The sequence below is a fragment of the Mycobacterium europaeum genome (assembly GCF_034555895.2).
Classification (GTDB): Bacteria; Actinomycetota; Actinomycetes; order Mycobacteriales; family Mycobacteriaceae; genus Mycobacterium; species Mycobacterium europaeum.
In genome coordinates, this window is record NZ_CP157315.1 from 4,948,963 (window position 1) to 4,966,977 (window position 18,015).

Consider the following 18,015-nt stretch of genomic DNA (forward strand, 5'->3'; position numbering starts at 1 on the left):
GGCGGGAGCGGGCGGCGGCGTCAAAGCCTCAGCAGGCGCTCGGCGTTGCGGTGGGCGATCTTTTCCCTGTCGTCTTCGCTGATGGGCATCCGATCGAGAAACTGCCGGCAGGCGTTGATGTTTCCGTAGGGATAGTCGGCGGTGAACACGACGCGGTCGATGCCGATGACGTTCACCATCGCCAGATAGGCGGTGAAGGACAGACTCCAACTGGGATCCATCGCGCCGGGCTCCTGGGTGAAGAAGTCACCGGCGAGGATGCCGCCGTAGAAGTTCTCCCGAAGGTATTCCTTGACGGTGCGCTTGAGGCCGCTCACCTCTGCCGGAAACGAGTAGTCGGTCCGCCATCCCATCCAGCTCAGCGCCTCGAAGTGGTGGCCCACGATGATCTGCAGCGCGGGGAAACGGTCGAACACCCCACCCAGGATCAGCCGCAGGCAGTGCACTCCCGTGTCGAGGTGCCAGCCGACGCCAGCCCCCGCCAACCGAGCCGAGACCTTGCGGTCGAAGCCGGCGTAGTAGGCGTCGATGACCGGCTGTGGCGGCATGGTGGGGTGCAGAAAGATTGGCACGCCCAGCGTTTCGGCCGATTCGAACACCGGCCAGAAGAAGGTGTCGTCGAGATAGCGGCCGTTGACGTGACCGTTGATCAGGGCGCCCACGAAGCCGTGATCGCGGACGGTGCGTTCGAGCTCGCCGGCGGCTGCCGCCGGGTCGCGCATCGGCAGGGTGGCGAAGCCGCGGAATCGGTCCGGGTGCCGGGCGATCGCGGCCGCCACCGCGTCGTTGGCCCGGCGGGCCAGCTCGATCGCCGCGGCGGGCTCCAGCGTCTCGGGTCCCGGGACGGAGTGGGAGAGGATCTGCACGTCGACGCCCGCGGCGTCCATCGCGGCGATCCGGCCCTCGCCCAGGTCGTTGATGCCCGGCGGCCATTCCCCGTCCGGCCCGGGGGAGCCGTAACCGGCCTCCTTCAGCAGACCGGTCGCCGCGTCCTGCCCCTGCTTCTCGTGTTCTTCGGCGATGGCCGGGAGCTTGTAGTGCTCTTCGAAACCGATGACCTTCATCCTTCTCCTCCCGTACATGCACACCTACGACACCGGAGCGCCGGCCGTTCACCGGGGGTACCCGCGCCGGGTGCCGTCTGTCGGCGCGGCGACCGTTCGTGGGCCGCGCCGGCGACACCCCGCATAGTCTGCAACCGTGACGATCCCGTATGACGAGGCGCTGCGCGAGCGGATCAGGGGCCATCTGGCGGCCCACGACCGTCGCGAGTTGACTGACCCGACGAAGCGGCACGCGGCGGTCGCCGTGGTGTTCGTCGACTCGACCCTGGGCGAGGACCGGGTGGATCCGGCGCCGGTGGACGAGTGGATCGGAGGTCGTCCCATGCCGGAGCCCGGCCTGGACGGCCGGATGGTCGGGGTGTCCGGCGGCGCGGCTTTCCTGTTGTGCCGCAGGGCGTCTCGCCTCAATTCTCATTCGGCGCAATGGGCGCTGCCGGGCGGCCGGCTCGACCCGGGCGAGACCGCGGCTGACGCGGCGCTGCGGGAAATGCGCGAGGAGGTCGACATCGACCTGCCGGGCTCGGCGGTGCTGGGCCTGATGGACGACTATCCGACCCGATCGGGCTATGTCATCACGCCGGTCGTGATTTGGGGCGGCGGGCGCCTCGATCCCCGCCCGGCGCCCGACGAGGTGGTGGCGGTGTACCGGGTGGGGCTACACCAGCTGCAGCGCGACGATTCTCCGCGTTTCATCTCGATCCCGGAGAGCCCCCGCCCGGTCGTGCAGATCCCGCTGGGCAACGACCTGATTCACGCACCCACCGGCGCCGTGCTGCTGCAACTGCGGTGGTGGTGTCTGGAGGGCCGTCACGACCCGGTCGACGAGCTCGAGCAACCGGTCTTCGCGTGGAGGTAGTCATCGATGTGATGTCGCACCCAATCTCGGCCGCTCACTCCTTCGCCCCCGCGGAGAGCCGGTGCTCGATGACGGCCAGCGCGCGTTCGGCCCATCGAATGTTCTCTTCCTCGAACGTGATTCCGCGCAGCAGGGTCAGGTAGGGGCCGACCCGTTCGGCGTGCGCCAGGTATTCCTCCTCGTCGCGCCCGTTGAGCACGCGCGCGCGCAACCGTTCGTAGCGTTGCAGTTTGGCCGTCGACCACTGCAGGCGTTCCCAGATGGACTCGCGCACGGCGGCGGTGTCGCCGGTGTCTGCGGCCTGCACCTTGACCAGCAGGTCGTCGCGGATCGCCAACGGTTTCGGCGGCTTGCCGGTGAACTCCCGGATCGCGTCACGGCCGGCATCGGTCAGTGCGAAGAGGCGTTTGTTGGGCCGGCGTTCCTGGTGCACGAGGCGCGCCCGAATGAGGCCTTGCTCAGCAAGCCTGTCGAGCTCGCGATACAACTGCTGCGGGGTGGCCATCCAGAAGTTCGCGACCGACGCATCGAAGCCTTTGGCCAGGTCGTAGCCGGACGACTCGCCCTCGAGGAGGGCGGCCAATACCGCATCACGCAGCGCCACCGAAGAAGGCTACAACGATATGAGTAGTCAACAAAGTGATTAATCGCACTATGGACACCTCGGGGTGGACGGCATAGCGTCAACGACACTTGGCGAAACGAGAGGCGAGGTGTCGGATGCATCCCTTCCGCAAGGCGGTCGAAGAACGCGACGAGAAGGGCATCCAGGCGCTGCTGGCCGACGATGTGGTGTTCACCAGCCCCGTGGCGTTCAAGCCCTATGTCGGCAAGCCGATGACGGCGGCGATCCTGCGCGGGGTGTTGCGCATCTTCGAGGACTTCCGCTACGTCCGTGAGATACACGACGGCAGCGGCCGGGACCACGCGTTCGTGTTCGAGACCGGACTCGCCGGGGCGCCCGGAGTCAAGATCACCGGTTGCGACTTCCTGCACTTCAACGAGGACGGCCTCATCGACGACTTCATGGTGATGGTGCGGCCGCTGTCGGGCGCGAAGGCGCTGTCCGAGGCGATGGGTGCCCAGTTCGAGCGGATCCAGCAGGACGCGCTCGAGCTGGCCGACGAGTTAGCCACCGCGTAGGCGAACATGCGAATCGGACTGGGCATCAACTATGCGGGCGGTTTCAAGGACGTCGCCGCCGAAGTGGCCGATCTCGAGCGCGCCGGGCTCGACATCGTCTTCGTCCCGGAGGCGTATTCGTTCGACGCGGTGAGCGCGCTCGGCTACCTGGCCGCCAGCACCGACCGGGTCGAACTGGCCTCGGGCATCATGCAGCTCTACACCAGGACGCCCACGCTGACCGCGATGACGGCGGCCGGCCTCGACTACGTCTCCGACGGCAGGTTCACCCTCGGACTGGGCGCATCCGGTCCGCAGGTCATCGAGGGGTTCCATGGCGTCCCCTACGACGCGCCGATCGCCCGGACCCGCGAAGTGATCGACATCTGCCGCCAGGTGTGGCGCCGCGAGACCGTGCAGCACCAGGGCAAGTACTACACCATCCCGCTGCCCGCCGGGCAGGGCACCGGGCTGGGCAAGCCCCTCAAGCTGATCAACAAGCCTGTCCGAGAACGTATCCCGATACTCGTCGCGGCGCTCGGGCCGAAGAACGTCGAGCTCGCGGCCGAGATCGCCGAGGGGTGGCAGCCGATCTTCTACCTGCCCGAGAAGTCGCAGGACGTCTGGGGTGAGGCGCTGGCCGCCGGCCGGGCCAAGCGGGACCCCGGTCTGGGCGAGCTCGAGATTTTCGCCGGACCGGTGCTGGCCATCGGCGAAAACGTCGAGGGGCTAAGGGAATTCGTCAAACCCCACCTCGCCCTCTACATCGGCGGGATGGGCGCCAAGGGCAAGAACTTCTACCACGCCCTGGCGACCAAGTATGGCTACGGGCCGCAGGCCGATCGCATTCAAGAGCTCTACCTGGCCGGCGACAAGGACGGCGCGGCCAAGGTGGTGCCCGACGATCTCGTCCGCGACGTGAACCTGATCGGCAGCCGCGAATTCGTGCGGGACCGCGTGGCCGCGTTCGCCGAAGCGGGGGTGACCACCCTCAACGTCGCACCCATCGCGTCCACACCCGCCGAGCGGATCAAGCTGATCGAGACGCTGCGCGAACTCGTCTGACGCCGACGAGGCGCGGCCGAAAACCCCACCGCCAGAACGGCGAACGGCCGCGTGGTTGAGAGAGGCGAACGGCTAACCCTGGCGGTGGGCGTCGCGCCGGAGCCGAACCGCCCGGCTCACTGCCGTCAGCAGCGCCAGTGCCGCCATCACCGCGAGGATGGCCGTCGACACCGTCCGCCCGACCGTCGCCAAGATCAGTGGCAAACCGAAACCGATGTACGTCACCACGTAGAACGCGCCAACCAGCCCGCCGCGCAAGCGTTTCGGCGCCGCGGCCTCCAGGTCGATCAAGCCCTCGCGCAGGCAGAGGCCGGACGCGCACCCCAGCACCACGAACAGCGGCACCCCCAACGCCAGCGGGATGGTCGGCGGGGCCAGCGCGGTGACCGCGTAGCCGAGCGCGGCCAGCGCCGCGCCCGCGGTGCCGGCCTGCGGACCCCACCGGCGCGCCCGCGCCAGCACCTGGATCAGCCCGCTGACGCCGTTGACCATCAGCGTCGCGGTGCCGGCGGCCAGCGGAGCCGCCAGCCCGGTGTGCACGCGGCCGGGAATCGCGATGAAACCGAGTGTCGCCGAGGCGAACACCCACGGCGCCAGCGGCATGGCCCAACTCAACGCCGGCGCCACGCCCTGCTCGGCGGGCGTCGGCGGCTCCCACACCTCAGTGGTTGACCGCGCGGCGGCCCCCGAGTGCCGTGCCGTGACGACCACGACGGACATCGCCGCCACGCCGACGGCGGCCGCGATGCCGAACGACAACCGGATGCCGGCCGGCCCGGCGGCTGCGATCACGGCTCCCGCGAACGGGCCGATCGCAAAACCGGCCATCAACGCCGCACCGGCGGCCGCCGCCCCGGCGGGGCCATTCAGATCCGAGGCCCAGGCCGTGCACGAACTCATGGCCAGCCCGACCCCGAGCCCGACGATCAATCGTCCGATCAGCAACGCGTCGTACTGCTGTGAGCACAGCATCGCGATCGTCCCCGCCACGGCGGTCGCCGAGCCCGCCAGCGCCACCGATCGCCGCCCGAACGCATCCGATGCGCGCCCGCCGACGAGCAGGCCGGGCAACAATCCCAGCGCGTACACGCCGAAGATCACGTCGAGCGTGGCCGGGCTGAGCTGCTGACGAACGCTGAGCAGGGGCATCAACGCGACGAAGTGATTGGCTACCCAGCCGACGGACAACAACAGCACCAGCACACCGGCCAATACGCCCCGCGTCGACGCGGGACCGCCGGCGATCGCCGGCGTGACCAATGTCGACCGCGTTGAACCGTTGGACCCCGACACAGTCGTTTTCCCTCCTCGGGCCAGGGCGCGGCCGCACCGGCCCACCACGGAAGACGCCTGAACGACGATGCGGGCGACGCGGTTATTCCCGTCAGCCCGCCAATTGCCCGCGCCGCAAACCCGAGGAGCTGTCGGGCAACTCGGCTGTGGGGGTTTCAAATCGACCGATTTGGTGTACAGATACCACTACTGAAGCTCCAGGAAGGCAAACAATGAAGCAAATCGCGGCTGCCACGTTCGCGATCGCCGTACTCCTGTCCAGCGCGTGCTCGGCGTCACAGGTCATCAACACCGGCGGCGACACCAAGTGCAAGGACTTCACCTCGCAGGACGAGAAGAAGCAGAACGACGAGGTCAGCAAGATGCTGAAGGACAAGAACGGCACCGACCCGTCCAATGCCGAGATCTCGGCCACGCGGCTCTCGGCGTTGACGTACTGCCAGACGCTGGGCAAGCCCGACACCAAGATCTCCGACGCGCCGCACGGCTGACCGCCCGGCCCGCGCCTATCCGGTTATCGGCGATCGGCGGTAATGCTCTCCTGTTGCCGGCGGCCGACATAGGCCTCGGCGTGCATCCGGTCCACCATGTGCGGGTAGTGCAGTTCGAAAGCCGGGCGTTCCGAACGGATCCGGGGCAGCTCGGTGAAGTTGTGTCGCGGCGGCGGGCAGCTGGTCGCCCACTCCAGCGAGTTGCCGTGACCCCACGGGTCGTCCACCAAGACGGGTTCGCCGTAGCGCCAGCTCTTGAACACGTTCCACACGAACGGCAACACCGAGGCGGCAAGGATGAACGCACCTACCGTGGAGACGAGGTTGAGCGTCTGAAACCCATCGGTGGGCAGGTAGTCGGCGTAGCGGCGCGGCATCCCGGAGTTGCCCAACCAGTGCTGGACCAGGAAGGTGGTGTGGAAGCCGATGAACGTGAGCCAGAAGTGCAGCTTGCCCAGTCGCTCGTCGAGCAGGCGCCCGGTCATCTTCGGGAACCAGAAATAGATGCCCGCATAGGTCGCGAACACGATGGTGCCGAACAGCGTGTAGTGGAAATGCGCGACCACGAAATAGGTGTCGGTGACGTGGAAGTCCAGCGGCGGGCTGGCGAGCAGCACGCCCGTCAGTCCGCCGATCAGGAACGTCAGCAAGAAACCGATGGCGAACAGCATCGGTGACTCGAACGTCAACTGGCCCCTCCACATGGTGCCGATCCAGTTGAAGAATTTGATGCCGGTGGGCACCGCGATCAAGAACGTCATGAACGAAAAGAACGGCAGCAGTACGGCTCCGGTGGCATACATGTGATGGGCCCAGACCGCAACCGACAGCGCGGCGATCGACAGCGTCGCGTACACCAGCGTGGTGTAGCCGAACAGCGGCTTGCGGGAGAACACCGGGATGATCTCGGAGATGATGCCGAAGAACGGCAGGGCGATGACGTAGACCTCGGGATGCCCGAAGAACCAGAACAGGTGCTGGAACAGCATCACCCCGCCGTTGGCCGGGTCGTAGATGTGTGCCCCGATGCGACGGTCGGCTTCGAGGCCGAACAACGCGGCGGTCAGCAGTGGAAAGACCGCCAGCACAAGCACGCTGGTGACCAGGATGTTCCAGGTGAAGATGGGCATCCGGAACATGGTCATGCCCGGCGCGCGCAGGCACACCACCGTGGTGATCATGTTGACGGCCCCCAGAATGGTGCCGAGGCCGCCGATGCCCACTCCCAGAATCCACAGGTCCCCGCCCACGCCGGGGCTGTGCACCGCATTGGACAGGGGCGTGTAGGCGGTCCACCCGAAATCGGCCGCGCCGCCGGGAACGATGAAGCCGCCCAACGCGATCAGCGCTCCGCAGACGAACAGCCAGAACGACAACGCGTTCAGCCGTGGAAACGCCACGTCGGGTGCGCCGATCTGCAGGGGCAGCACCAGATTGGCGAATCCGAAGACGATCGGGGTCGCATAGAACAGCAACATCGCCGTGCCGTGCATGGTGAACAGCTGGTTGTACTGCTCATTGGACAAGAACTGCAGCCCCGGCTGGGCCAGCTCGAGGCGCAGCAGTAGCGCCATCAGGCCGCCGATGAAGAAGAAGATGAAGCACGCGACCATGTACATGATGCCGATCATCTTGTGGTCGGTGGTGTTGATGACCTTGTAGATCAGGCTGCCGGTGGGGCCCAGTCGCGGGGGAAACGGCCGACGGGCCTCCAGGGCAAGGGCGGGCGGCGCCTCAGCGGTCATGGGTAACCTCCACACATCCGGATGCCGGACCTTAATCGTCAAGCCGCCCAAGTATTCCGAGCCGGCGCCGCGCGGACCTAGGGCCAAACGTCCCTAAATCCGCGCGAATCCTCCTGCCCTGGGACGCAGGAAGGGAAGCCTTCCCAATGCAGACAACGAATTTCGGGCCGATCGCGGGATTTGGTGTTGACCGGTGACCCCTGAACGACGAACATCGACCCAACGCGGCGAGCATCTCCAGCCCGGAGAGGCCGGCACCCCACAATCGGCAACCGCACCGTAGGAGAACCGTATGAGCACCCGAATCATGGACGAGGCCGCGCGGGTTCTGGCCGATCCATCGGCTTACGCCGACGAGAAGCGGTTACACGAGGCGCTGACCTACCTCCGGGCTCACGCGCCGGTCTCCTGGGTGGAAGCCGAAGGCTACAAACCGTTTTGGGCGATCACCAAGCACACCGACGTGATGGACATCGAACGCCAGAATGACCTGTTCACCAACGATCCGCGGCCGCTGTTGATGGTCTCGGAGGGCGAAGACGTGCTGCACGCCCAGATGGAGGCCGGCATTGGCCTGCGCACGCTGATCCACATGGACGACCCGCACCACCGCGACATGCGAAAGATCGGCGCCGACTGGTTCAGGCCGAAGGTGATGCGGGAGTTGAAGTGTCGCGTCGACGAGCTGGCCAAGATCTACGTCGACAAGATGGTCGAGGCGGGACCCGAGTGCGACTTCGTCCAGGAGGTCGCGGTCAACTACCCGCTGTATGTGATCCTGTCACTGCTCGGGCTGCCGGAGTCCGACTTCCCGCGCATGCTCAAGCTCACGCAGGAGATGTTCGGCGGTGATGACACCGAGTTCCAGCGGGGCGCCACCACCGAGGACATGCTGGCCGTGCTGCTGGACTTCTTCAACTACTTCGCCGCGCTGACTGCGTCGCGCCGCGAGCACCCGACCGAGGACCTGGCCTCGGCGATCGCCAACGCCACGATCAACGGCGAACCGTTGTCGGACATGGACACCGCGTCGTACTACGTGATCGTGGCCAGCGCGGGCCACGACACCACCAGCGCGGGCATCGCGGGTGGCATGCTGGCGCTGCTGGAAAACCCCGGTGAGCTGGCGCGGCTGCAGAAGGACATGGGGCTGATGGGCACCGCGGTCGAGGAGATGATCCGCTGGGTGGTGCCGGTCAAGGAGTTCATGCGGACGGCGCAGGCCGACACCGAGGTGCGCGGGGTGCCGATCGCGAAGGGCGAATCGGTGTTGCTGTCCTACGTTTCGGCCAACCGTGACGAGGACGTGTTCACCGACCCGTTCCGCTTCGACGTCGCGCGCGATCCCAACAAGCACTTGTCGTTCGGCTACGGGGTGCACTTCTGCCTGGGCGCCGCGCTGGCACGGATGGAGATCAACAGCTTCTTCTCCGAGCTCGTCCCGCGGATCAAGTCGATCGAGCTGGCCGGTGCGCCGGAGCTGATGGCCACAACGTTCGTCGGTGGCCTCAAACACCTGCCGATCCGCTACTCGCTGAAGTGAATTCCGGCCGACTCAGGTAATGGCCAGGCAGGCCGCGCCGGTCGCGTCGGCGCCCGCGTAGGTGAACCGGGTGTGCGGGGCGAAGTCGACGCCGAGCGGACCGAAAAGCGCGGGCGTCCGCGCCCCCGCGCAGACCAACACCCGATCGCCGTGCAGCACGGCGCCGGCCTGCGTCATCGCCGCCGCGACCTCGTCGCCGGGGCCGGCGGCGATGAACCCCTCCGGCCCCAGCAGCCGGCCCACGCCGAGTTCGGCCTCCCAGCGCTGCCAGCCGGCCCGGGCGCGTAGGGCGAGCCGGCACAACGCCGCGCGTCGGTGCGCGGTCCGGAAGATACGCGCCCGGCCCGCGGACTGCTCGCCGAACGGCCTGCCGCGCTCCAGCACGATGGCGGACTCCCCGCGCCGCGCCAGCTCATCGGCGGCGGCGAGCCCACACACCCCGACGCCGACGATCACGATCACGCGGTCGGCATACCCACGCGCCTAGAAGAAGAACCCGGCATGTGGCGCGTCCGGCACGGCGAACAGCCGGTCCGCGGTGGCGATCGCAGACGGGTCCTCGGCCCGGGCCAGGCCCGCGACGGCAAGGTCGCGCCACGTCGTTCCGCCGAGCAGGACGGCGGCCAGCCCGTCGACGTCGACTTCGACGTCGGCTCGGCGTCCGGTCGGTTCGGCACCGCCCCCGCTGACCGTGAAGCGGGCCGAATTGGCCGGCAGCAAGGCGTCGTTGACCGCAACGGTGACGTCTCCGTCGCCGCCGCAGTAGTGGCGCGCATCCAGCGCCCGTGCCACGTCCACGACACGCAGCCAGGTCTCGTCGTGCACCGCGGTGACCCGGGCCGCCCGCCGGTCGGCCAGCAACCAGGGCAGCGGGTCGTCCATCGGCAACATCCAAAACACCACCCGGTCAATGAGATCCAACTCCAGCAGGAAGCGCAGCAATCCGAGATAGGCCTCCGCGGTGGGTGCGAAGAAATCCTCCACCGCGATGGTGCGCTGGTCGCTGACGAACCACCGTTCGGTGTCGACGGGTCGGTAGCGCGCGAAACCCGATTCGGACCCCGGCTCGCCGTGGACCGCGAAATACACAGGGCCGGGCGAGTGTTCGGTGCGCAGGCGCAGGCTCTCCCACCACGGCTCCGGCCGGTCGATCGTTCCCGGACGCGACGGGCGATTCCGGGCATAGATGCCGGGCAGCAGCTCCCAGGCGTGTGCGGCGTCGACCAACCGCACCGGGCCGCCGGCGGCGACGTCGCGGCGCAGCGCGGCGCGCGCCGTGTGCACCTCCACCGTCTGCGACGAGCTGGCGACGCCGTAGCCGTACCGGCCGTAGATCGTGGCCTCCGACGCCCGCAACGACGCCACCACTTCGCCGCGGGCGGCGATGTCGCGCAACTGATGACGAATCAGCTCCGTGGCGACACCTTGCCGGGTGAAGGAGGGCAGCACCCCGATGTGCGTGACGGCGGCGTGCCCCACCATCGCCCCGCCCGGAAGCGTCATTCGGCTGGTCACGGCGTCCGCGGTGCCGACGATTTGGCCGCCGACGAACGCCCCGACGGTGCGGCCGGGTTCGAGCAACTTGGCGATCTGCCCGGGCGGCAGGTCCGGCAGCGGCGGGAAGCCGATCATCGCAACGCGGAACACGTTGGCGGCGGCGAGCAGGTCATCCTCGCTGTCGAGCGTCCGGATCTCGGTGGTCATCCGGCCATCATGTCTGGTGCCCGCCGGGAGGTGGGCCGCGGGATGCGGCCGCTAGCGAATCTGCAAGCCGGTCAGCGCCCGCGAGATCACCAGGCGCTGGATCTCGCTGGTGCCCTCGAAGATGGTGAAGATCTTGGCGTCGCGGTGCATGCGCTCCACGGGATAGTCGCGGGTGTAGCCGTTGCCACCCAGGATCTGGATCGCCTCGTCGGTGACATAGACGGCCGTCTCGCTGGCCACCAGTTTGGCCATCGACCCCTCGGCCGCGTCGAAGGACTGGTTGTTGCGCGCCATCCACCCGGCCCGCCACACCAACAGACGGGCGGCGTCGATGCGGCTCCTCATGTCCGCCAACTTGAACGCCACGGCTTGAAACTCACCGATCTTGCGGCCGAATTGCTCACGCTGGCAGGCATAGTCGAGGGCGTACTCGTAGGCGGCACGCGCGACACCGACGGCCATCGCCCCGACCGTGGGGCGGGTGCGCTCGAAGGTCTTCATCGCCGCCTGACTCCGCGCGGAGGCGCCCGACTTGACGCGGGCGATTCGCGCCTCGAACTTCTCGCGGCCGCCGAGGATGTGGTCCTCGGGCAGGCGCACGTTGTCCAGCACCACCTCGGCGGTGTGGGAGGCGCGAATCCCGTGCTTCTTGAATTTCTGGCCCTGCGCCAGCCCGCTGACACCCGCCGGCACGACGAACGTGGCCTGCCCGCGGGTCCCGAGCTCGGGATAGACCGACGCGACCACGATGTGCACGTTGGCGATGCCACCGTTGGTGGCCCACGTCTTGGTGCCGTTGAGCACCCATTCCCGGGTGGCCTCGTCGTAGCGCGCCCGGGTGCGGATCGCGCCCACATCGGACCCGGCGTCGGGCTCGGATGAGCAGAACGCGCCCAGCTTGGGCTCGTCGGCGGTGCCGAACATCTCGGGCAGCCAGCGACCGAGCTGTTCGGGAGTTCCGTTGCCCGCCAAGGCCGCAGCGGCCAACCCGGTGCCCATGATGGACAGCGCGATGCCCGCATCGCCCCAGAACATCTCCTCGAAGGCGGTCAGCATGCCCAGGCCCGTGGGCTCGGCCGCCTGCTGCGCGAAGAAGTCGGGGGAGTACAGGCCCACCTTCGCGGCCTCGGCGATCACCGGCCAGGGGGTCTCCTCCCGTTCATCCCATTCGGACGCGGCGGGGCGGATGACGTCGGCGGCGAACTTGTGCACCCAGTCGCGCACCTCGATGACGTCGTCGGTCAGCTGCAACGAAAAACTCACGGTTCTACTCCTGAAAGGTTGTGTTGTTCAACGTGTTCCGTATTGCGAGAGGACACTGACGGTCTGGCTGACCCACGCCTCGAAGTAGCGCTCCTCGTCGATGTTGCCGGGCAACCGGCCGGTCAGCGCCTGCAACGTCGCGGCGTAGGACAACGATCCGATCGCGACGGCGGCGGCCGCCTCCGGGTCCGGGATGCGGGTGCGGCCGGCGCGATTCGACGCCGCCAGTTCGTCGGCGAACCGCTGGTAGGCGTTGTCGGTGATGACCTGCCAGGTCTTCTCGTCCAGGTCACCGAGCTCCTCGGGCTCACGCAGCATGACCTTGAGCAGGTCCTCGCTCTGCTTGAGGTTGCTCCAGATCAGCTGGCCGGCGGTGCGCACCGCCTGTTCGACGCTGCCGGGCTGCCCGGCGTCGTATTCCTCCCGCGCCGCCACGATGCTGTCGATCCGGTACGCGACCGCGGCCTCGAGCAGCTCGCGTTTGGACCCGAAGTGCTTGTACAGCGCGCCCGATCCGGGCGCCAGGCCCGAGGCCCGCTGAATGTCGGCCACCGACGTCGCCGCGTAGCCCTTCTCGGCGAAGAGCCTGAGCGCCGCGGCCAGCAGCCGATCGCGTCCAGAGGCGAGCATGGTGAGAGAGTACTCACTCACCTCCCCCGCGGCCAAATGTTGCCGGTCGCCGGGACGGGAGTTCAACGCCGGGCGCTAGATTCTCTGCAAAACGCCACGGCGCCTGGACGCGGCGAACCGGTATCGGTGTGAGGGTGGTGGTCAGGTGGTCGGCGCGTCGCCGGCCCGGTGCCACGAACCGCACAGAGGAGCGTGACATTCGCGTGTTACCGCACGTGCAGCTGCCCATGCGGGTGTTGTCGCTGCGCACCATCGTCGTCGTCGCCGCGCTGTCGGTCATCACCCTCGTCGTCCTGTTGGGCACCTGGGTGTGGGTGGGGGTCACCAACGACCAGTACAGCCAGCTCGACCGTCGGCTGGACTCGGTCAGCAGCCTGGGCGACATCAACTCGCTGCTCAACAATGTGCAGCACGCCAGCCCCGACCAACCCATGCCGGACGGCAACCTGGTGCGCACCGCTCGCATCGGCGACCAGACGGTCTCGGTGCCAAGCAACCTCGTGCTGCCCAAGCTGCCCAACGGGTATGCGAACACCACCATCGACGGGGTGCAGTACCGCGTCCGCACCTTCTCCGCGGGCCCCGCCTCGATCGCGCTGGCCGCGCCGCTGGCCGAGGCCCAGCACAGGATCAACGAGCTGCACCTGCGGGTGCTGCTGATCTGCGCCAGCGTCATCGGCGGCACCGTGGTGGTCGGCTGGGTGATCTCGCTGATCATGGTGAACCCGTTCCTGCTGCTGGCCCAGCAGGCCCGCGCCATCAACGCCCAGTCCAGCCCCGATGAGGTCCAGGTCCGCGGGGTGCGCGAAGCCGTGGAGATCGCGGAGGCGGTCGAGGGCATGCTCGCGCGCATTGGTAACGAACAGCAGCGCACCAAGGCCGCGCTCGAGTCGGCCCGCGACTTCGCCGCGGTCGCCTCGCACGAACTGCGCACCCCGTTGACGGCCATGCGCACCAACCTGGAGGTGTTGTCCACCCTGGACCTGCCCCCCGAGCAGCGCCAGGAGGTCATCGGCGATGTGATCCGCACCCAGAGCCGCATCGAGGCGACGCTGACGGCGCTGGAGCGGCTGGCGCAGGGCGAGCTCACCACCGTCGACGATTTCGTGCCGTTCGACATCACCGAGCTGCTGGACCGCGCCGCCCACGACGCGCTGCGGATCTATCCCGACGTTGAGGTGTCACTGGTGCCGTCGCCGACCGTATTGATGGTCGGGTTGCCCACGGGGTTGCGCCTGGTGATCGACAACGCCATCGCCAACGCGGTCAAACACGGCAACGCGGGCAAGATCCAGCTCACCGTGAGCAGCTCCAGCGAGGGTGTCCAGATCGCGATCGACGACGACGGCACCGGCGTCCCGGAATCCGAGCGCGCCACCGTCTTCGAGCGCTTCACCCGCGGGTCGACGGCGTCGCGCTCGGGCTCCGGTCTGGGGCTCGCCCTGGTCGCCCAGCAGGCCGAATTGCACGGCGGCACAGCGGCGTTGCAGACCAGCCCGCTCGGTGGCACCCGGCTGTTGCTCAATCTGGCCGGCGACGGCCGCGGCCCGGCGTAGCTTTCGGCCGCTATTAACGCAGCGGAAAATTGCTGCCAAGGCCCGGTCAATTCGTCTTTGAATCGGCAACAATATGCGCGGCGGAGATCCCTTGTTCGACCACGGTTTACGTTGGCCATAACTGCCAGGTATTTGCATGACCCACGCACACTGAAGCTTTCGCCCGTGAACCCGTGACCACAGTGTCTGCAGTGGCACAGGAGGTTGTTTGACGGATGACCCGGAACGGGAATACGGCTGACCAGAACAAACACGTAATTTCCGGGCGCAGCCCGGGAGGAGCGAGTGAATACGCGAACCGTCGGATCGCACTAGACTGATGCGCCAAGCCCGTCTTTATGACGCTGAGCAATCGGAGGGAAATCATGACGATGTCGATGCAGCCAGAGGCGGTTCTGGCATCGGCAAGCGCGGAGTCGGCCATCAGCGCCGAAACGGAATCAGCGGCGTCGGCGGCGGCGCCGGCTCTGCTCGGGGCGATGCCGATGGGCGGCGATCCGGACTCGGCGATGTTCGCGGCGGCGCTAAACGCTTGCGGCGCCAGCTACCTGGGTGTGGTGTCCGAACACGCAGCGCAGCGCGGCTTGTTCGCCGGGGCGCAGGGACTGGCCTCGGGCACGACCGTCGCGACGGAAGCCGCTCGCCAGGCGGCGCTGCTGGCGACCGCGGCAACCAGCCTCTAAAAGGGGAAAGTACGCATGGCCGATCCGGGGTGGGCTGCGCGTACACCTGAGGAAAACGATCTACTGCTCAAGGGCGGCGCCGGGGTGGTCACTCACCTGGCCAACCAGGCCGCCTGGATGGCTCTGGCAGCCACCCACCACGCCTCAGGTATCGCGTCTGCGATCAACACGGCTGCGACATCAGCCAGCTGGCTGGGCGCCGGCTCGGCGGCTTCGGTGGCCAACGTCACGATGCTCAACGCGTCGCTGCACGGGCTGGCCGGCTGGGTCGATGTGAAGCCGCCGGTCGTTGCCACCGCGATCTCCGCGTACCAGATGGCGTACGGCACGATGCGCCCCGCTCCCGAATGCATCGCCAACCGCGACGAGTGGGGAGTCGACAACGGGATCAACCCGCTGGTGCTGGGCGCCCTGACCCCCCGAATCGTGTCGCTCGACGTCCAGTATTTCGGGGTGATGTGGCCGAACAACTCGGCCGTCGGGGCGAGCTACGGTGCGATCCTCACGTCGCTGAGCGAAAGCCTTGCCATTGCGCCACCGGTGGCGACCATGGGCGCGTCGCCGGCGGCACCGGCGCAGGCGGCCGCGGCCGTGGGCGAGGCGGCGGCGCAGGTCGGGGCCGGCGACGGCATGCGCTCTGCCCTGCAGGGAGCGCAGCAGGGCACCTCGAGCGCCGGTCAGGCCGCATCGGGCGGACAGGACTTCATGAGTCAGGCGGGCTCGTTCATGGAGCCGGTGCAGTCGATGATGGGGGCCGTCCCGCAGGCGATGCAGGCGCCCATGCAGATGATGCAGGCGCCGATGCAGATGATGCAGCCGCTGCAGTCGATGATGGGCATGTTCGCCAATCCCGGCGCCATGGGCGGGGCGGCGCCGGGGGTGTCGGCGGTCTCGGCAACGGAGATGTCGGCCGTCGGCGCATCGGGCGGCGGCGGGGCCGCCTCGCTGGGCAGTGCGGGCATGCCCGCGACCAGTTTCACCCGTCCCGTCAGTGCGTTCGAACCGGCCGGCAGCGGAAGGCCGGTTGGGTTGCGGCCGAGCGGGGCGTTGGGCGCCGAGGCCATGCGTCCGCAGACCACGACGGTCGGCGGCGGCACACCGATGGGCGGCATGCCGGTGGGGCATGGGGCGGGAGGAGAGCGCGGATCCCGAGACAAATCCGAACAGCCCGCGACCGTGCGGGTAGTGGACACCAGAGTGTGAAGCCGGCCCGGCCAAGGGTGAATCGACAGGTATAAATAGCCGCCATACACTTCGCTCCATGCCCCAGGCATTTACGGGGGGCGGCCAACCGGAGAAGGAGAATTCAGTGACAATCAAGGTGACACCGCAAATGCTGCGCGATACTTCCAACGCCATTCAGGCGAACATGGAACATGCGATTGGGATCGGCCAGGGATATGTGGCCAATCAGGAGAATGTGATGAACCCGTCGACCTGGTCCGGTGACGCGGTGGTGGCGTCGCACGCGACAGCCATCGAGGTGCAAAACGACCTGAACAAGGTGCTGAACGGCGGCACCCGGCTGGCGGAGGGCCTCAAGCAGGCGGCGGCCCTGATGGAAGGTCACGAGGCTGATTCCTCACACGCTTTCAGCGCTCTGTTCGGCCACGGCGGATCCTGACTCCCGCCCACCTAATTTGTGATTCCATAACCGGTTTTCTGAAAGGAAGTTAACAATGTCTGATCCAATTACTTACAACCCCGGAGCGGTGGCCGACTTCGCCAGCGACGTCGCTTCTCGCGCCGGACAGCTGCAGGGCATTTTCGATGACACCTCGAACCGGACGAACGCGTTGCAGGAATTCTTCGCCGGGCACGGGGCGTCGGGCTTCTTCGAGGCGCAGGCGCAGATGCTGTCGGGGCTGCAGGGCCTCATCGACACGATCCGCCAGCACGGGCAGACGACGTCGCACGTGCTCGACGGCGCCCTGAGCACCGACCAGCACATCGCCGGCTTGTTCTGACTCCGGCCGAGGGCCAGTGAAGGTGGGGCAGGCGCGCCCGAGCGTGTGTGCCCCACCTCTGGTGTCCTGCCACCGAGGGGAGAGACATGCTGACAACGACGGTCGACGGCTTGTGGGTGCTGCAGGCGGTCACCGGGGTGGAGCAGACCTGCCCCGAGCTCGGCTTGCGCCCGCTACTCCCGCGGCTCGACACCCCCGAGCGGGCGCTGCGCCACCCGGTGGCGGCGGAGCTGAAGGCCGCCGGCGCCCTCGACGACGCCGGCAACGTCGACCCGATGATCCGCGAGTGGCTGACCGTGTTGTTGCGGCGGGACCTGGGGCTGCTGGTGACCATCTCGGTCCCGGGCCGCGAGGCCACTCGCGCGTCCATTTGCCGATTCGCCTCCTGGTGGGTGGTTTTGGAACGCCACGGTGACCTGGTCCGTCTCTACCCAGCCGGCACCGCCAGCAACGAGAACGGGGCCAGTGATCTGGTGGTCGGCCAGGTCGAGCGGCTGTGCGGGGTGGCCGAGGTGGCGCCGCTGAAGCCGGTCACCTTGGACACCGAGCAGTTGCTCGCCTCGGTGCGCGACGCCGCCAGCTTGCGGACGTTTCTGCTCAGTCAGAACCTCGACGTCGACCAGCTCCAGATCGTCATGATGGCGGCCGATCCGGCGCGTTCCGCGCACGCGGCCATCGTGGGCCTGCAGGCCGGGGTGGGACCGGACGAGATGGCGCGGATCGCCGTCGGCGATTCGACCGTGTCCATCATCGACACCCCGGCGGGCCGCGTCTGCGTGGAGAACGTGACTTCGGGGCAGCGGCGCTATCAGATCGTCTCGCCGGGGTCGCGCAGCGACATCAGTGGCGCGGTGCAGCGGCTCATCCGCCGGCTGCCCGCCGGTGAGGAGTGGTACTCGTATCGGCGCGTGGTCTGACCGGAGCCGGATTCTCAACTGACCCAAGATAAGTCGGTTAACCAATGCCGTGGAATAGCAAGCGCTTACGCACTTGTAGGGGTTTGTTGATCGGTAAACGCGGTATCGCCAAGCGT

General features: G+C 67.7%; 17 protein-coding genes and 2 pseudogenes. 11 read left to right on the forward strand and 8 right to left on the reverse strand.

Translation table 11 applies throughout. The features are described from left to right. Positions 1 to 20: 20 nt before the first annotated feature. The gene (locus tag U8D42_RS22820) at positions 21 to 1,064 is read right to left on the reverse strand and encodes an amidohydrolase family protein (RefSeq protein WP_322858137.1); all 1,044 of its coding nucleotides are present in this window, start codon (positions 1,062 to 1,064) and stop codon (positions 21 to 23) included. Between the two features lie 136 nt (positions 1,065 to 1,200). Here U8D42_RS22820 and U8D42_RS22825 point away from each other — a divergent pair, with 136 nt between their 5' ends. Further along, complete coding sequence (locus U8D42_RS22825; RefSeq protein WP_322858136.1) at positions 1,201 to 1,920, forward strand: NUDIX hydrolase; 720 nt, start codon at positions 1,201 to 1,203, stop codon at positions 1,918 to 1,920. Between the two features lie 34 nt (positions 1,921 to 1,954). Here U8D42_RS22825 and U8D42_RS22830 read toward each other — a convergent pair whose 3' ends face one another. Next, positions 1,955 to 2,524 carry a PadR family transcriptional regulator gene (locus tag U8D42_RS22830; RefSeq protein ID WP_322858135.1) on the reverse strand — a complete coding sequence of 190 codons (570 nt, stop codon included), beginning with the start codon at positions 2,522 to 2,524 and terminating at the stop codon, positions 1,955 to 1,957. A 116-nt stretch (positions 2,525 to 2,640) separates the two neighbouring features. On the opposite strand from U8D42_RS22830, the gene U8D42_RS22835 reads away from it, so the two are divergent. Both U8D42_RS22835 and U8D42_RS22840 read left to right on the forward strand, forming a co-directional pair. Further along, a complete protein-coding gene (locus U8D42_RS22835; RefSeq protein WP_322858134.1) occupies positions 2,641 to 3,063 on the forward strand; it encodes a nuclear transport factor 2 family protein in 423 nt (140 codons plus the stop codon). A 6-nt stretch (positions 3,064 to 3,069) separates the two neighbouring features. Continuing rightward, entirely contained in the window at positions 3,070 to 4,107 is a 1,038-nt protein-coding gene (locus U8D42_RS22840) for an LLM class F420-dependent oxidoreductase (RefSeq protein WP_322858133.1), read from the forward strand. A 72-nt stretch (positions 4,108 to 4,179) separates the two neighbouring features. Here the strand turns inward: U8D42_RS22840 and U8D42_RS22845 are convergent, their stop codons facing one another. After that, positions 4,180 to 5,367, reverse strand: a complete 1,188-nt coding sequence (locus tag U8D42_RS22845; protein WP_431523888.1) for an MFS transporter — start codon at positions 5,365 to 5,367, stop codon at positions 4,180 to 4,182. A 245-nt stretch (positions 5,368 to 5,612) separates the two neighbouring features. On the opposite strand from U8D42_RS22845, the gene U8D42_RS22850 reads away from it, so the two are divergent. Next, positions 5,613 to 5,891: a hypothetical protein gene (locus tag U8D42_RS22850; protein WP_085242708.1), complete on the forward strand. Its 279-nt coding sequence runs from the start codon at positions 5,613 to 5,615 to the stop codon at positions 5,889 to 5,891. Positions 5,892 to 5,914: 23 nt separating this feature from the next. On the opposite strand, the gene ctaD is transcribed toward U8D42_RS22850, so the two are convergent. Next, on the reverse strand, positions 5,915 to 7,636 hold the full coding sequence (ctaD, locus tag U8D42_RS22855) for an aa3-type cytochrome oxidase subunit I (RefSeq protein WP_322858131.1): 1,722 nt from the start codon (positions 7,634 to 7,636) through the stop codon (positions 5,915 to 5,917). A gap of 292 nt (positions 7,637 to 7,928) precedes the next feature. On the opposite strand from ctaD, the gene U8D42_RS22860 reads away from it, so the two are divergent. Beyond that, complete coding sequence (locus tag U8D42_RS22860; RefSeq protein ID WP_085242710.1) at positions 7,929 to 9,179, forward strand: cytochrome P450; 1,251 nt, start codon at positions 7,929 to 7,931, stop codon at positions 9,177 to 9,179. A 21-nt stretch (positions 9,180 to 9,200) separates the two neighbouring features. Here U8D42_RS22860 and U8D42_RS22865 read toward each other — a convergent pair. The 4 genes and pseudogenes from U8D42_RS22865 to U8D42_RS22880 all read right to left on the reverse strand — a co-directional run. After that, a pseudogene (locus tag U8D42_RS22865) lies at positions 9,201 to 9,641 on the reverse strand (FAD-dependent oxidoreductase); the annotation flags it as partial. Positions 9,642 to 9,662: 21 nt separating this feature from the next. Next, positions 9,663 to 10,883 (reverse strand): GNAT family N-acetyltransferase, encoded by a 1,221-nt coding sequence (locus U8D42_RS22870; protein WP_322858130.1) that lies wholly within the window; start codon positions 10,881 to 10,883, stop codon positions 9,663 to 9,665. A gap of 51 nt (positions 10,884 to 10,934) precedes the next feature. After that, positions 10,935 to 12,146, reverse strand: coding sequence for an acyl-CoA dehydrogenase family protein (locus U8D42_RS22875; protein ID WP_085242712.1), 1,212 nt, complete (start codon positions 12,144 to 12,146; stop codon positions 10,935 to 10,937). Positions 12,147 to 12,173: 27 nt separating this feature from the next. Next, on the reverse strand, positions 12,174 to 12,776 hold the full coding sequence (locus U8D42_RS22880) for a TetR/AcrR family transcriptional regulator (RefSeq protein WP_085242713.1): 603 nt from the start codon (positions 12,774 to 12,776) through the stop codon (positions 12,174 to 12,176). 227 nt (positions 12,777 to 13,003) lie between these two features. On the opposite strand from U8D42_RS22880, the gene U8D42_RS22885 reads away from it, so the two are divergent. The 6 genes and pseudogenes from U8D42_RS22885 to U8D42_RS22910 all read left to right on the forward strand — a co-directional run bounded on the left by U8D42_RS22885 (position 13,004) and on the right by U8D42_RS22910 (position 17,899). Next, on the forward strand, positions 13,004 to 14,332 hold the full coding sequence (locus U8D42_RS22885; protein WP_322858770.1) for a sensor histidine kinase: 1,329 nt from the start codon (positions 13,004 to 13,006) through the stop codon (positions 14,330 to 14,332). 365 nt (positions 14,333 to 14,697) lie between these two features. Then, a pseudogene (locus U8D42_RS22890) lies at positions 14,698 to 14,928 on the forward strand (PE domain-containing protein); the annotation flags it as partial. A gap of 102 nt (positions 14,929 to 15,030) precedes the next feature. Next, a complete protein-coding gene (locus tag U8D42_RS22895) occupies positions 15,031 to 16,218 on the forward strand; it encodes a PPE family protein (protein ID WP_322858129.1) in 1,188 nt (395 codons plus the stop codon). 58 nt (positions 16,219 to 16,276) lie between these two features. Then, entirely contained in the window at positions 16,277 to 16,639 is a 363-nt protein-coding gene (locus U8D42_RS22900; RefSeq protein WP_090419178.1) for a WXG100 family type VII secretion target, read from the forward strand. 55 nt (positions 16,640 to 16,694) lie between these two features. Then, the gene (locus U8D42_RS22905) at positions 16,695 to 16,982 is read left to right on the forward strand and encodes a WXG100 family type VII secretion target (RefSeq protein ID WP_067920541.1); all 288 of its coding nucleotides are present in this window, start codon (positions 16,695 to 16,697) and stop codon (positions 16,980 to 16,982) included. Between the two features lie 86 nt (positions 16,983 to 17,068). After that, complete coding sequence (locus U8D42_RS22910) at positions 17,069 to 17,899, forward strand: ESX secretion-associated protein EspG (RefSeq protein WP_322858128.1); 831 nt, start codon at positions 17,069 to 17,071, stop codon at positions 17,897 to 17,899. Positions 17,900 to 18,015: the final 116 nt, after the last annotated feature.